Raw genomic sequence first — 14,086 nt, forward strand, 5'->3', positions numbered from 1 at the left:
ACGCCAGCCAAGTTAATGGCTGAACACATGGTAGCAATAGCTGCTTAGCTGTTATGCACTTCAAAGTTGAATCTGCCGGTTATAAAGATGCTGCCCAAAGAGCTTTATATCTGTTAAGCGAGTCTCGACGTTTACAAGTCTCCGGCGTTGCCCTTAAAGACCGTTCGCAAGATGATGAGCTTGTGGCTTCGCAGCCAAACATGAGGCGAAAGCATAGCTTTCTAACAGGGCCTTGCTGACAGTTTCTTTAACGTTTAGACGTGGGGGCGCAGAGACCAATGTGAACAGTCGCTCTGTAATTTTGACCGGACTTTCTCGTCTTCGTAAGTAAAGACAAATCAGCCAAGCGCCTATATGGCGTGCTGATGTAAGGGTTCAATAAACGATTCCAACGACTCAAGTTTTGATTAACGATGCATATCGGTAATGGGTTTTGCTCTGTATATTACTTTTGTATCTGTATATTTATTCCTCAGCTGTATTTCAAAATTATTAACACTTTCGCCGTATTTTTACGCACATTATTTCGCAGCCCTGTGGCTAGAATCAGTTAACACACATAAGCACACACTCCACGTTCAGTGATTTGAACGGATGGCTACGCATCAAATAATAAATAAAGGTAGGTTTGCAATGGGTAACAAAAAATATTCGATCGCGAGGGACATGGGGCAAGTCGGCATGCCAGATTGGCCAAGTGAAGCGCTCACCGCAGCCCTTAAAACGGTCGATGTGTGGATAGAAATTGGCGCTGCTTGTATGTTGTACTCTGACATATGGGAAACCGTGATGAGAGAAAACAAGAAGGTTCGCTACAACATTCTAGCTGACTCGACTATCCCGTTTGCAGCGTGTTAAAGCACTTGAAGAAACGGGCATGATTAAGGGCTACCTTATGAACCCCGATATTGATCTGATTTGCTATAACGTGAAGGCCTATGGGCTGGTGACATTGAAATCAAATGATTACGAGCATGGCTCGCGCTTCGAGAAGTGCGTTAAGGGCATTCCTGAAGTGATTGACTGTCTTAAAACCAGTGGTTCAATAGATTATATCGCCCTTATCATGTGCTCAAGAATCGAAGACGTGAATAGGTTATGTGATGAAATCCTCGCTCAGGACTTGAATATAGAACGGTTAGAGACGTGCTTTGTGATGAGTGCACCTAAATGGTTTGGCGGATACCCACTGGAAAACCTTGAATGGAAAGTTGACTGACTAGAATGCCCGATAACTCAAGTTTATCGGGCATTCTAGTCGTTGGCAGGTATTAAGGTAGCTAAAAACAATTCAATGCAATAGCAATTACGTCCGTGGTTTAACGGCGAAACGGCTTAAACCAAGCATTCCCAAAAACAGCAACCAGTATACACTGGAGCCTTGGCGTTCGTACTCTTCTTCGTACACGTCGCAGTTGTCTATTGAGCCTCCAGCTATCGGTACAAGTTTTACCGCAACAACGTGAGTGGTGTAAGACTCAGCATCGTATTCGTCTAGCGCGATTTCTCCGGTGATATCTCTATCGACCGTTGATATGGTAGCGGTGGCAATGATTTCGTTATTCTCATTGATGCCGTTAGCCTGAGCAATAGTGTAAGGACTGTTACATTCGATTAAGTCATTTAGGCCAGAGAATATATCGTTGCGGTAATCATATAAAAATCCTTCAACTCTGCGTACCCCAGAGCTTGTTTCTTCATATTCAGTATAACCTACAACCATATTGTCATCGTTAATCGCTGTTGGGATTGTCGATGCACTATCGAAAAAGTCATCTGGGTAATCTATCAGTCCAGTATCATAGTCATAAACAAAGAACTTACTTGCGCTTGAGCCTAAGACGCTTTTTGTGGCGTAACCTACCACTAAATCATTATTATTAATGTCAGTCGCGTAGCTCGCGAAAACATCGTACTCTTCATCGTTGTCTTCGCTGATGGTGTAAGCTTTATCGTTGTCATATATTACGGCGGCAGACGTTAATGTGTCAGTGAAGTTGTAATAAGCTGGCGATGTGCCGACAGCAATACCGAAATCATTGATTGCTACAGCAGTACTACTATAGACAGTGGTGTCATTCTCATCTGGTTCAATAAGCATGGGCAGTTCAAGGGTGTCAGTTACGTTACCATCATCCAGTTGCCATATAACGCCCCGTCTTTGAAAGACAGTACTCAAGCTTGCATACGTACTGATACTTAAATTACGTAAGCAAGACTCTACCGGTACATCACCTCGCTCGTCTTCATCATTGCAGGCTTCAATACTGTCTTCCAATGTATCTGACACTAGCTCAGTGGTTGCAATTCCCACAACCTGATTCAGTTCATTTATGTCATAGGCTTCGCTATAACCACCGATTGTATCGTCTGGTGGTGCAAGTCCGATTACATCATCTCCGATCTGCGCAAACGCGCGGGCGTAAAAGTCATTTAATACATAGGTGACGTCTTCAATGTTTTCGTTTACATAGTCAAGAGTGTAGAAGCCGTCGTAGCTCAGTCCAACCGTATAACCTGATTCATTAATACCGCGCACAGTCGTTTTAGCGCTATTACGGTAGTCATCAGTACTGGGGGCAATCGTGTCAAAACCGTGTAGTAAAGTACTGGTGTCTTCGGTGGCGACGTAGCTGTTTATACTGGCTATTTGCTGGAAAAACTGACTCTCGTCATTGGCCACAATATACGCATATAAAAGTTCATAATCGGCGGTGTTGAAATCTCCGGATTTGGCATTTTCTATATTCGTCAAGCTAGCGATCAATGTGGCAGAATTAAAATCAAGTAAGGTGACATCAATAACGGGATTATATTGAGAAATTAAGTTAAGCGTAATTTCAGCGATATCGTTGATCGCACTGGGATAGGAATCCTCTCCTAGTTGCGCAGCGGGGATCTCAACCACTTCATACTGAGCACTAAACGCAGAGGGAATAGATAGAAATGCGCTGGATAGTAGTGCTGCCAATCTTGTTTTTTTCATTTGGAGTCCTGCTTAAAACTGTGTTTCATGGGTCTCTTTCGTTACTTGCTCAATTTCTTGCTGAGGGGTGAGCATCATTTTTCGCCAAAGCTTCAGGTAAAACTTCAAACTCAATCCTAAATTTTGTTCATGTACGTTCCCTGTAAATACAGATCGTAACGTGCAGTAAAACGTTAAAAGGATTGGTAACTGGAGGCCCCAAATATGAAATTAGGGCGTAAAACTTGAGCGAGCATAAAGCGACGCTCAGCCTGGACAATGATGAGTCAGGCTGGCGCAACTTAATTAAACTCGATTAATCGTCTTGGTTCTGATTGACTAACGTCATACTAAAGCCAGTAGAAGAACTATCATCAGCTTCAAATATCAAGAACTGCTCAACGCTATCTTCATTTAGCGTAAGTTGAAAGCTGTCCATAATAATATCTGAGTCTTCAATTGTGGCGATGGCGTATACAGAATACGTGTTGTTAATAAGGCTAATTGAGCTGTTACTTTCTTGAAGAACAGAAAGCGTATTGTCAGCAGTGGAAATAACCTCATCATTTTCTACGAAGTAAAACTTAACCCGGCTAAAATCGTCAGAATCGCTTAAGTTAACAACTTTTATGCCATGGCTATAGATACTAGAGCTGGTGCTCTTAGTGATCGTGATTGATTTGATGATAGATTCATAATCATCAACAATTCCATCTTCATTTTCATCAATAATATCGTCTTCATCGTCATCGATAGCATCGGTCTTTGCGTAGATAAACACCATATTATTGGCATTTTCTTCCAAGCTTAATAGCGCGTCATGAATGAAAAGCACATCTGTATCAGCATTATAAATATCAAATGAGTAATCACCATTAGCAGTCGTGGTGGTTTCACTGAATTCACCGTAGGCTAAATCATCTACTGTAATTTCGCTATCATCGTCTAAATCAACATTAAGATTAACCACGCCCGTGTAATCGGGTATATAGCGGTTAGTGGCTATACCGTTATAGAAACCAAAAGAGGCTTCTGAATCAACATCGTTTAATTCAGTTACGCTGTTAACACCGATACTGTCGATGCTGAATGGAGAACTGCCTACGCCAACGTTGTCACGCAAGACAACTAAATACTGGCTAACAACCGAATAGGAAATATCTTCAGATGTGAAGATAGGTTCGTCACTGCCTGGCTCTGTAATATAAAAAATATACTGGTCTTGATCGACTTTAAAATTTTCGGTCAAGGTATTAAGACTTACGTTTGAAACAAATTCTGCTTCATTAAATGTTTCATTGTCTTCAGACATATAAACGTCAACTGATGAATAGTCGCTGTTTAAGTTTAAGAAACGCACGTTAAACAAGTCATCATCATCATCGTCGTCGTCATCTACCACTGCGATATCAAAAGTCAGTATGGTCGGTTCGCGAATATCATCGGTCAGTGCAACGAAGGTAATATAATCATTTCTAATCTTGTGTTGCTCTTGATATATCACTTCAAGATCACTGCGATCGCTGCTTTCTTCATCTTGCCAACCAAGTTCAACCCAATAAGTATCATTATCTAATGCGTTGTTCGATGTAACGCCACCGAATTCAACTGAACTGTAAGTAATTTCAATTTCATCGTCATCATCTGTGTCTAGATCTTCGTCTACTGTCAAATATACTGCGGGGGCATTGTATGAGGCATTGTAAAAACGAATATAGCCCGTGTTGTCGTCATCACTTGAACCACAACCAGTAAGGGACATTAATGCTACGCTCATGTAAAGTAAGGGTGAGCGTAAGATCGACGAGGGCGTTTTGCTTAACTTCATTGTATCTCCAGATTTATTATAGATATGCAGTACTTCATCAATGATTGATGATGGTTTGCGATTCCGACTGACTATTTAAACGATAAGTTCACCGGTGTAACCCGTCTTTACAGAACCTTTACCTTCCTTGACAATAACTTGGCATTTCTAGACAAAACTTGGCAAAAGGCATGTGAATAGATACAAATAAGCGCGGGAAAATGTTACACGTCGATAGAATATATTGGCGTGCGAATTTCATCGGTATTTAACTGTTAACTGAGGGGGAATAAATACAAACGCCCACAGGATATGGGCGTGATATTGAATTTACGCACTAATTTTTATGTTTGATAACGCTACTTATGCCATAGAAGGCGACGCTAGCGCTAACGTAAACTGCTCGTCAGTGAGTCCCGTTTTCTCTTCTCAGGAAGGCGCAGGCAAAGCCACTGAGGATTATAAGTAAGCCCACTGCGGGTGCTGATGCATTCACACTGGGGCGAGCAACCTCTAGATTGAGTGTCGTTACTAACTCGTCATCTGTGAAAATCTGTTCGTTTCCGGCGTAAAGTAAACTGACACTCGTGGCTGTAAAATCCACAGTAAACGCAGATAAAAAAGTATTGTCGCTAATAGTCGCGCCTATAATTTCACTGCCGTCAGGCCATTCAATATCTTCGATAATCATATTCCACCCGTCTGTGATTGAGAACAAACCACTGGGATCGTTACCGGAACTGGTTAAAAATTGACGAATAGTGACGAACTCGTCAAAAAAACTCACCTCCATTTGCGTATTGTCGGGGATCCCTGCGGGTAGGGTTGGGCCAAACGTTACATTCGGTATATAGCCTGTAGCTAAATTATTTGCGTCGACCCCCGTACCAATAGGGCCGAATAAGTTGTTAGTCGAACCCTCAGCAAACAGCCCAACATTTAATCCGTCAGCATCGGTCAATAATGAAGCATTAGCATCTTTTGCACTGCCGATAATAAAACTACAACTGATGAAAAGCAGCATTAATGTGATTTTATGTGACATAAAAAACTCTCCTATTTTTTGTCTTGATACAATCTGTATTTTTCATAAATAAATTTGTGATATATGACCGCTAACATCAAGAAATAGGGCATAACAACATCCGTAATTGTATTGCTGGATATATAATGCATTTTTCAAACCAGAGAATATATTTACCCATAACTTCAAGGCCTTATCCTTGAGAATGGCAAATAGAATATTGCTTTAATGAGATACTGTAAAAGAGTCTGACATGCTCTGAGCGTTATCTGACAATAGCGCTAATATGTTGATACCTGGCCGCAAAAGCGTGCTAAACCCATCTAGCATCTTTGCTTATTGCTGCGTCCGTGGCAATTATGTCAACAATTGAAATGCGCCTGCAGCGCAGATAAACCAAGATTTGGAGTGCTATTGAGGTGTGACTAAAATAATTCGGTTAGTGCTGCTTTGATGTATCAGCAGATTACCTTCTCGCGTCGCGCGCATATGTCTTACGATCCCAGCATATATATTGCCAGTGGGGATTGCCCAGCTTTGAAATGCTTCTGTTACGGGATCGAATCTGACCAGTGTATCTGGCCTCATGCCAGACTCGTTGTACCAAATTACGTTATCGACCACCGCTATGGCATAAGGATGGGATTTCGGGCCACTGGGAGATGGCCATTCTTTTGCTATACCACTAACAGGATCGAACCGGCCCAAGCGGCCTTGGCTGGAGTTGACATACCACAGCATGCCGTCACTGGCGAAATCGAGACGCCGAACGGTTGTTGCTGGGTCTGGAAGCTTATATTCACGTAATTGCATTGTACGTGGATTGACTTTTATTAGGCAGTTACTGCCATTACATGCTACCCAAGGATTGTCGTTAGCGTCTAATTTAATGCCGTAAGGTCGTGAGTTTTTGGTTGGCATTGTGACAAGTTTGATATTGCCGGTTTCTGGCACGAGTCTGCCCACCATATTACTGTGCTGCAACGTAAACCACATGGTGCCTTTGCTATCAAAGATGGCCGAATGAGGATCTGTGGCTTCTGTGTCCGGCATTTTATAGGGTGTAATCTCGCCGGTGCTAGGGTTGAGCCTACCCACAGTGCCATTTTTGTTACCTGTGTACCATATATTTCCCGCTTGATCGTGCGTCACTGAGTGGGGCATTGATCCCACTGGCAGTGGGTATTCAGTCATTTCGTCGTTTGCAGGGTCTATTTTGCCAATTAGGTTTCCCCATTGTCCAGCCCACCATATAGCACCATCGGGTGCTTGTATTGGATCTCTAGCACGTTGACCTAAAGTAGGCACCGTCCACTCTTTGAATGTGATCGACGTGTTCCCAGAAATCAGCCGCGGGCTGTGCTTGGTGTTTTGCACAATGTTATCTGCTAGATAAGCCGTTATCGTCTCGCGGTTTGGATTTCCATCTAAATCCACCATAGTGGCAATCAATTCTTGCCAGCCTGATTGGGTATAACCAGAACTTTGCGTGATCTTATTGAGCTGATGGCAAACAGTGCATTGAGCTTGGATAAGCTTTTTGCCAGGGCCGTCTGGCCAATCACTGGCTTCATTCTGGGCGATAACGGGACTAAGAAAATTAATACTTCCCAGTGAAATAAACAGTTTCAACAGTATATTCATTGTTTCCCCCAAGCAGAAAATAATCCGTTACAAAGCACGACTGTATAAAGTGCTACATCTGTTTGCCGATAAAAGATCTCTATAGTCGGCAAAATAGCATTCAGTAATATAGTCTTGTGAAGGACGATATGATTGTCAAGAATGTGCGCAGATAGGGGTGGAAGACAAAATGTAATTCAGCTTTGCGAGTGGCGTTAAGTGCTCTGTTTTTTTACGTAATAAGCAGTCGATGGTCAACATTATAGAAAAGGTTAGCGATGGGTATTGGTCAATAAACTATCAGTTAATTGGACGCAAATGAAGGCCGAGCTCGGGGGATGGCATGCCCAGTATACGACATCTGCTATTCGGTATCTGATACTCGGTATGCGATACGCGATATGCGATATGCGATATGCGATATCCGATATCCGATACGCGATACGCGATATCCGATACGCGATATCCGATACACGATATCCGATACACGAGCATCGATAAAATATTTTTTTTGTCATATGGTCTTGCGGCGAAAAATCGCCGTAAGACGCGAGACGTTGATCAAATCAAGCCTGTTCGATCGTCATCTACTCTTTGAGCAATCAATTGGTCGGCATTAAGAATATTTCTCGCACTGAATTGCGTTTGTCAGCCTCTATAGCAAATAAAACAGCCTCGGCTACATCTACGGGGGCAAGTTTGTCAGGTTTCGCTTCATCAAAGAACGGTGTGTTTACCATACCTGGCGTAATAGTGGTGCATCTGCCTCCCCAGTCGGCCATTTCTTCAGCCAGATTTTGGCCGAATCCGTAAGCGAACCATTTACTTGCGCCGTAAACCGAGCCTTTAATGGGTCGACGCCCCGCGGCTGAACTGGTGATAATGAATTGTCCCACAGACTCACGCAAATGGGGAAGGGTAAGCTTGGCGGTATAAAGCAGTGCGTTAATATTAATCTTGAGCATCGTATTCCACTCGTCTGGATCACCGCTCTCAGTACCTGAGATAGAGACGCCCGTTCCTGCATTGGCAAATGCTACGTCCAAACGACCAAATTTCTCAAGTCCTGCCTGTACAACCTTATTCAGCTCGTCAATGTCAGTAGCATCGGCGGCGACTGCAAAAGCATGTTCTTCTCCTAAGTAGTCTACGAGTTCGTCTAATTGCTTCTGTCTGCGTGCGGTTAAAATTACTTTGTGACCATTTTGCACAAGAATTTTTGCAGTCATTTCACCTATGCCACTTGATGCACCGGTAATTAATACGACTTTCTCTTTAGCCATGTTACTTTCTCCTGATGAAATTAAAATTTGTTCTCTGTGTAGAACTGATGCTGTTTTATTAGAATTCAATCCTTAGCAAAAATTAAGCGTCTCTTGTGGGTATTTCACTAGGGGTTTCATTAACAGGGATAGGGGTATTTTGCTAGCTTGTTAATCAAAAACAAGAGATTAGTTTTTGTAATCCAAGATGGGCAATAAATGTGCGTTGTGCAGCGGTTCAATTGTAACTAGAATCCCCGCAAATTCGGCATCAACCGACGGTTTAGTTTAATAGTTATAATGATAAGGCGTGTTAAGTGAATACAGCAGAGTTTATTCAGATTCGAAAATTTATCGTTAAATTGGGCATTATGTTGCACAAATACGGTACACCTGCGTTTCGCTTAGAAGCTTATCTGACTGAGCTTGCTACTTATCTGGGGGTTCGCGCTTCGTTTATTGCTACCCCCACTGCGTTGACGTTCGTAATTTGGAGCGACAGACGGGAAGATGAATACAATCACTCAGTGCGCGTGCAGCCCGGTGATTACGATATGAATGCCTTATCTCGAACAGATGAATTGGCAACGCGTCTACTGGCCGGAGAGGTTGGTCTTGAAGAAGCAGATTATCAACTAGATGTGATTAACCAAATGCCCAGTCCTTATGGCAAAGTACTAACTGGCCTAGGTTTTTGCGGCGCTACGGGTGCCTTTGCCATGCTAATGGGGGCGAGTTGGCAAGAAATACTATGGACCGCCCTAATAGGCTTGATAGTATACTTTTTAGTCTTGTGGTCGCAAATTTCAAAACGCGTCACGTTGATGCTAGAGCCTGCGGCGTCACTTATCGCAGGGTTGGTGGCGTGTGCTATTAGCTTTTACTTTGATCATGGGATTAATATTCCGCTGGTGGTACTTTCGTCGGTTATTATTTTAGTGCCGGGGTTGGCGTTAACCATGGGGTTAGCTGAATTATCTTCACGTAATTTAGTGTCAGGCACAGCTCGGATAATGGATGCTGTCATGCAATTATTCAAATTGTATTTTGGCGCATTTTTAGGGATAAGCATTGGCTTTGGTTTGTTCGGCGCGAATGAATCACAAGTTGCCTACTCATTACCAGAATGGACGCGTTGGTTCGCCATATTTATGCTCTGCTTGGCCCTCGTTGTGATATTCAGAACACGGGTAAAGCATATTCCGTGGGCGTTGTTATCAGGTTTTATTGGTTATGGGGCAACGGTGTGGAGTTCGGCTTATTTAGAGCAAGGCTTAAGTACCTTTGTCGGCGCATTTGCGCTGGGCGTTTACGCAAATTTATTCACACGTATTGCTAATGCACCAGCGTCGTTGGTGAGCATGCAAGGCTTAATTGTGCTGGTGCCAGGCTCGAAAACCTATATTGGTTTAAACTCTTTTGTATCAGGGCAAGACTTCGTGCAAGCTGAACATATCGGTCAGGAAACGTTTTTGATATTTATGTCACTGATTGCTGGTTTAATTTTTGCCAATGTTGTGATGCCAACGAAAAAAGCACTATAGCGTGTAAAAAAAGTTGTCAGTCGATTTGAGATAATAAAAAAGAGAGCAATGCTCTCTTTTTTATTATCTGTTACGCACGTTAAACGTGAGAAGGATTAACTCACTTCTTTTAAACCCTCATCTGTTTCAGCGACAAAATTTTTCGGCAAAAAACTTTCTGCACAAGATTCCGCCAGTGCTTGAGCAAACTTGGTGGGTGTGTCTTCACGAAAGAAGCTACCCGCAACTGGACTCGCGTAAATCTCATCGAAACGGCGAACTTCTGTCTCGCTAACTCGGCGGAATATATGTGAGCGATTTAAATCGGACGTGTCACGTAAACCGGCCGATGCAATAATCTCTAATGCGGAATTGACCGTGGCTTTATGATAGCGTGCGACGCGCTCAGCTTTGTCGGGTACCACAAGGCCGCGGGTTAACTTGGGATCCTGAGTAGCGATACCAGTGGGGCATCTATTGGTGTTGCACTCTAATGATTGAACGCAACCTAGGGCGACCATCATGCCTCGCGCGCTGTTACACATATCAGCGCCTAAGGCTAAATTTTTAACCAAGTGAAAACCACTGAAGGTTTTGCCACTAGCAATAACACGTATGTCTTTTTTCAGATCAAAACCAACCAGCACATCACAGACAAACGACAGAGCCTCTCGCAACGGCATACCCACCGAGTTTGAAAACTCCAACGGGGCAGCGCCAGTTCCACCTTCGCCACCGTCAACGGTAATGAAATCTGGCTTTATGCCTGTTTCGATCATCGCTTTGCACACAGCCACAAATTCGCTGGCACGACCGATACATAATTTGAATCCTACAGGCTTGCCGTCAGATAGTTCTCGTAGTTGTTTGATGAATTGCATCATTTCAAGGGGAGTGTCAAATGCACTATGTGAAGGAGGTGAATCAACTTGGGTGCCAGGTTCAACAAGACGAATACGGGCTATTTCATTGGTGTTTTTATCGGCTGGTAACAAGCCGCCATGACCAGGCTTAGCCCCTTGACTGAGTTTTATTTCAATCATTTTAATGACGTCTTTTTGCGCTATCTTTTGAAAAGCCTCAGGATCAAATTTACCGTCTTCATTACGACAACCGAAATAGCCAGTGCCAATTTGCCATACAATGTCCCCACCATTTTCTAAGTGGTAGTCGCTGACGCTGCCCTCACCGGTATTGTGATAAAAACCGCCAATTGACGCTCCTTTATTTAACGCACGTATGGCGTTATCGCTCAGGGCACCAAAACTCATAGCCGAGATGTTGAAAAAGCTCGCCTCGTAAGGCTGAGTGCAATCAGGTCCACCAACCATAATGCGCGGAGCAGGGCTTTTGCTATCGTGATGCTTGGCTGCCATTGAATGGCCTATCCACTCGTATCCAACGCATTGGGTATCTATTTTTGTGCCATAGGGATTTGAATCTAGACTGCCTTTTGCACGTTGATAAATTAATGATCTGAACATTCGGCTAATGGGTTTGCCATCAGTTTCTGATTCGAAAAAATACTGACGAACGAACGGCCGTAAGCGTTCCATGATCCAGCGGCCATGACCGACTATTGGATAGTTGCGCAATATACTGTGGCTGGTTTGATGGTAGTCAGAATAGCCCAATGCTACGAGTGGGATAAGCAGCACGAATAACCATAGTGCAGGAAGCCAGAATAAACTGACGACTAAGATCGCTATCGCTGTCCATATGGCGATTTCTTTCAATTTTTTTTCCATTATTGCTCACTATTGTTGGTTTTTATAAAGGCTGATTCATATCAGACCCAGTGACAAGAGAACTTCGTTCAAGTATTCCAGTTACGTATAATTAGTCTAGTTGGTTTTGTTTCGGCATATTTCAATACTCAACGTGAAAATAACCATAGTTTAGTCCGACATTAAATGTATTGATGCTGAGCGACTAATATTGAATTGCCGTCTGAATCAATCTTCAGAAAGACTTGGGCTTTGGGTATTTTTATCTATCCCAGTGATAATGTCGACATCCTGTTTTTTTAGCGATTGTTGAATTTGTCTTATATCAGTATTTGCCCCGAGGAGTTAGCTTTGCTGTGCTGTTGTTTAAGGCGGCAATTAACTTATTAAACGCTAGCATTGAATGAGCAAACGGGCAAAAAACGTTAGCTGATTTAATACCTTTGTTATCCCTATTAGGTAATGCACTGGAATTGCCTCTACTTACTTATATATTAGGGCTCCAATTTGCCGCTTTCTTTGCTTTCACGCACATAATAATCAGGCTAATGTGCTATCCCTTGGACCATCTAATACACGACCGCAATGCTGGTGAATAAGTTGGCCTTCTTGAGTATGGGATACTTGCGAGTGGTGCGATATAACAGCATCATGTTTAACCGCGTTTCTAACGCTCTTATGTGGCGGCTAATCTAAGCCGTTGATATAGCCAACTTCTTCGAGGCTAACGTGAAGCGACTCGTAACTGCTACACAAACAAATTCGCCGATCTTTCCCACCATATTATTATTACCTGTGTGTAATAGTGATTTTCAAAAGTCGTATATTATCATTTCTCAGTAAACAACTATAATACGCACCATTAGTAACCGAGCATTAAGCTTGTGGTGTTAAAAGAAGCAAGTTAATTGCAATACCACAGTCACTAGATGCTTAATCATTTATTAACAAAGAAGTGAGAATTTTTATGTCAGATCAATTTATTAAATCAAAAGCAGCGATTGCTTGGGGACCGAAGCAACCCTTGTCTGTTGAAGAAGTTGATGTGATGCTGCCGCGCAAAGGCGAAGTGTTGATTAAAGTGATTGCTTCTGGTGTATGTCACACCGATGCATTCACCTTATCTGGTGACGATCCAGAAGGGATCTTCCCGGTTATTCTTGGTCACGAAGGTGGCGGTATTGTTGAGCAGATAGGCGAAGGCGTCACCAGTGTATCGGTAGGCGATCATGTTATTCCCCTTTATACGCCAGAGTGCGGCGAGTGTAAGTTCTGTTTGTCTGGTAAGACTAATTTGTGTCAGAAAATTCGTGAAACCCAAGGTAAAGGCTTAATGCCAGACGGCACTACGCGTTTTTATAAAGATGGTCAGCCGATCTTTCATTATATGGGCTGTTCAACGTTTTCTGAATACACAGTATTACCTGAAATTTCATTAGCAAAAGTCAACAAAGACGCGCCACTCGAAGAAGTTTGTTTGTTAGGCTGTGGTGTTACCACCGGGATGGGCGCAGTGATGAATACCGCCAAAGTAGAAGAGGGCGCAACCGTGGCTATCTTTGGTCTTGGCGGCATTGGCTTGTCTGCTGTGATTGGGGCGACGATGGCCAAAGCCAGCCGAATTATTGCCATCGACATTAACGAGAGCAAGTTCGAGTTAGCTAAAAAATTAGGTGCTACTGATTTCATTAATCCAAAAGACTACGACAAGCCTATTCAAGATGTCATTGTTGAGCTTACCGATGGCGGTGTTGACTACTCCTTCGAGTGTATCGGTAACGTTAACCTTATGCGCTCTGCACTTGAGTGCTGCCACAAAGGCTGGGGCGAGTCAGTGATCATCGGTGTAGCGGGTGCAGGGCAAGAAATATCCACCCGCCCGTTTCAGCTAGTGACCGGTCGCGTATGGCGTGGTTCTGCATTTGGCGGCGTAAAAGGTCGTTCAGAGTTACCTGATTACGTAGAGCGTTACCTGCAAGGTGAGTTTAAGTTAAGCGACTTCATTACTCACACTATGGGCCTTGAGGACATCAACGAATCCTTCGAATTAATGCATAAAGGCGAGAGTATTCGTAGCGTTATTCACTTCGACAAGTAATCGCACTTTGTGACTGCTCTGTATTGTGAGCAGTCCACTTCTCATATTGTGTTTTAA

10 protein-coding genes are annotated in these 14,086 nt (G+C 43.1%); 4 read left to right on the forward strand and 6 right to left on the reverse strand.

Going from position 1 to position 14,086, the window contains the following annotated elements; all coding sequences use genetic code 11:
- Window positions 1-633 precede the first annotated feature (633 nt).
- Window positions 634-858 carry a hypothetical protein gene (locus GQS54_RS18580; protein ID WP_166425426.1) on the forward strand — a complete coding sequence of 75 codons (225 nt, stop codon included), beginning with the start codon at window positions 634-636 and terminating at the stop codon, window positions 856-858.
- Window positions 859-895: 37 nt separating this feature from the next.
- Window positions 896-1,219 (forward strand): Lrp/AsnC ligand binding domain-containing protein, encoded by a 324-nt coding sequence (locus GQS54_RS18585; RefSeq protein ID WP_166425427.1) that lies wholly within the window; start codon window positions 896-898, stop codon window positions 1,217-1,219.
- 87 nt (window positions 1,220-1,306) lie between these two features.
- Here GQS54_RS18585 and GQS54_RS18590 read toward each other — a convergent pair whose 3' ends face one another.
- The 5 genes from GQS54_RS18590 to GQS54_RS18610 form a co-directional block, all read right to left on the reverse strand.
- The gene (locus GQS54_RS18590; RefSeq protein ID WP_166425428.1) at window positions 1,307-2,986 is read right to left on the reverse strand and encodes a DUF3466 family protein; all 1,680 of its coding nucleotides are present in this window, start codon (window positions 2,984-2,986) and stop codon (window positions 1,307-1,309) included.
- Between the two features lie 295 nt (window positions 2,987-3,281).
- Complete coding sequence (locus tag GQS54_RS18595) at window positions 3,282-4,793, reverse strand: hypothetical protein (protein WP_166425429.1); 1,512 nt, start codon at window positions 4,791-4,793, stop codon at window positions 3,282-3,284.
- 385 nt (window positions 4,794-5,178) lie between these two features.
- Complete coding sequence (locus GQS54_RS18600) at window positions 5,179-5,817, reverse strand: hypothetical protein (RefSeq protein WP_166425430.1); 639 nt, start codon at window positions 5,815-5,817, stop codon at window positions 5,179-5,181.
- A 390-nt stretch (window positions 5,818-6,207) separates the two neighbouring features.
- Entirely contained in the window at window positions 6,208-7,440 is a 1,233-nt protein-coding gene (locus tag GQS54_RS18605) for a cytochrome C (protein WP_205967829.1), read from the reverse strand.
- Between the two features lie 581 nt (window positions 7,441-8,021).
- Entirely contained in the window at window positions 8,022-8,702 is a 681-nt protein-coding gene (locus GQS54_RS18610) for an SDR family oxidoreductase (protein WP_166425431.1), read from the reverse strand.
- A gap of 296 nt (window positions 8,703-8,998) precedes the next feature.
- Between GQS54_RS18610 and GQS54_RS18615 the strand changes: the two genes are divergently transcribed.
- The gene (locus GQS54_RS18615; RefSeq protein ID WP_166425432.1) at window positions 8,999-10,225 is read left to right on the forward strand and encodes a threonine/serine exporter family protein; all 1,227 of its coding nucleotides are present in this window, start codon (window positions 8,999-9,001) and stop codon (window positions 10,223-10,225) included.
- Between the two features lie 95 nt (window positions 10,226-10,320).
- Here GQS54_RS18615 and GQS54_RS18620 read toward each other — a convergent pair whose 3' ends face one another.
- Window positions 10,321-11,952, reverse strand: a complete 1,632-nt coding sequence (locus tag GQS54_RS18620; protein ID WP_166425433.1) for an FMN-binding glutamate synthase family protein — start codon at window positions 11,950-11,952, stop codon at window positions 10,321-10,323.
- Window positions 11,953-12,898: 946 nt separating this feature from the next.
- Here GQS54_RS18620 and GQS54_RS18625 point away from each other — a divergent pair.
- Window positions 12,899-14,029, forward strand: a complete 1,131-nt coding sequence (locus GQS54_RS18625; RefSeq protein ID WP_166425434.1) for an S-(hydroxymethyl)glutathione dehydrogenase/class III alcohol dehydrogenase — start codon at window positions 12,899-12,901, stop codon at window positions 14,027-14,029.
- Window positions 14,030-14,086 lie beyond the last annotated feature (57 nt).

This window comes from Paraglaciecola sp. 20A4 (assembly GCF_011378905.1).
Lineage (GTDB): Bacteria > Pseudomonadota > Gammaproteobacteria > Enterobacterales > Alteromonadaceae > Paraglaciecola.

What these genes read in the sequence shown, in the direction of transcription:
- GQS54_RS18580 (WP_166425426.1), top strand. Translation starts at nt 634, where the DNA reads ATGGGTAACAAAAAATATTCGATCGCGAGGGACATGGGGCAAGTCGGC.
- GQS54_RS18620 (WP_166425433.1), bottom strand. Translation starts at nt 11,952, where the DNA reads ATGGAAAAAAAATTGAAAGAAATCGCCATATGGACAGCGATAGCGATC.
- GQS54_RS18605 (WP_205967829.1), bottom strand. Translation starts at nt 7,440, where the DNA reads ATGAATATACTGTTGAAACTGTTTATTTCACTGGGAAGTATTAATTTT.
- GQS54_RS18625 (WP_166425434.1), top strand. Translation starts at nt 12,899, where the DNA reads ATGTCAGATCAATTTATTAAATCAAAAGCAGCGATTGCTTGGGGACCG.
- GQS54_RS18585 (WP_166425427.1), top strand. Translation starts at nt 896, where the DNA reads ATGAACCCCGATATTGATCTGATTTGCTATAACGTGAAGGCCTATGGG.
- GQS54_RS18610 (WP_166425431.1), bottom strand. Translation starts at nt 8,702, where the DNA reads ATGGCTAAAGAGAAAGTCGTATTAATTACCGGTGCATCAAGTGGCATA.
- GQS54_RS18590 (WP_166425428.1), bottom strand. Translation starts at nt 2,986, where the DNA reads ATGAAAAAAACAAGATTGGCAGCACTACTATCCAGCGCATTTCTATCT.
- GQS54_RS18595 (WP_166425429.1), bottom strand. Translation starts at nt 4,793, where the DNA reads ATGAAGTTAAGCAAAACGCCCTCGTCGATCTTACGCTCACCCTTACTT.
- GQS54_RS18600 (WP_166425430.1), bottom strand. Translation starts at nt 5,817, where the DNA reads ATGTCACATAAAATCACATTAATGCTGCTTTTCATCAGTTGTAGTTTT.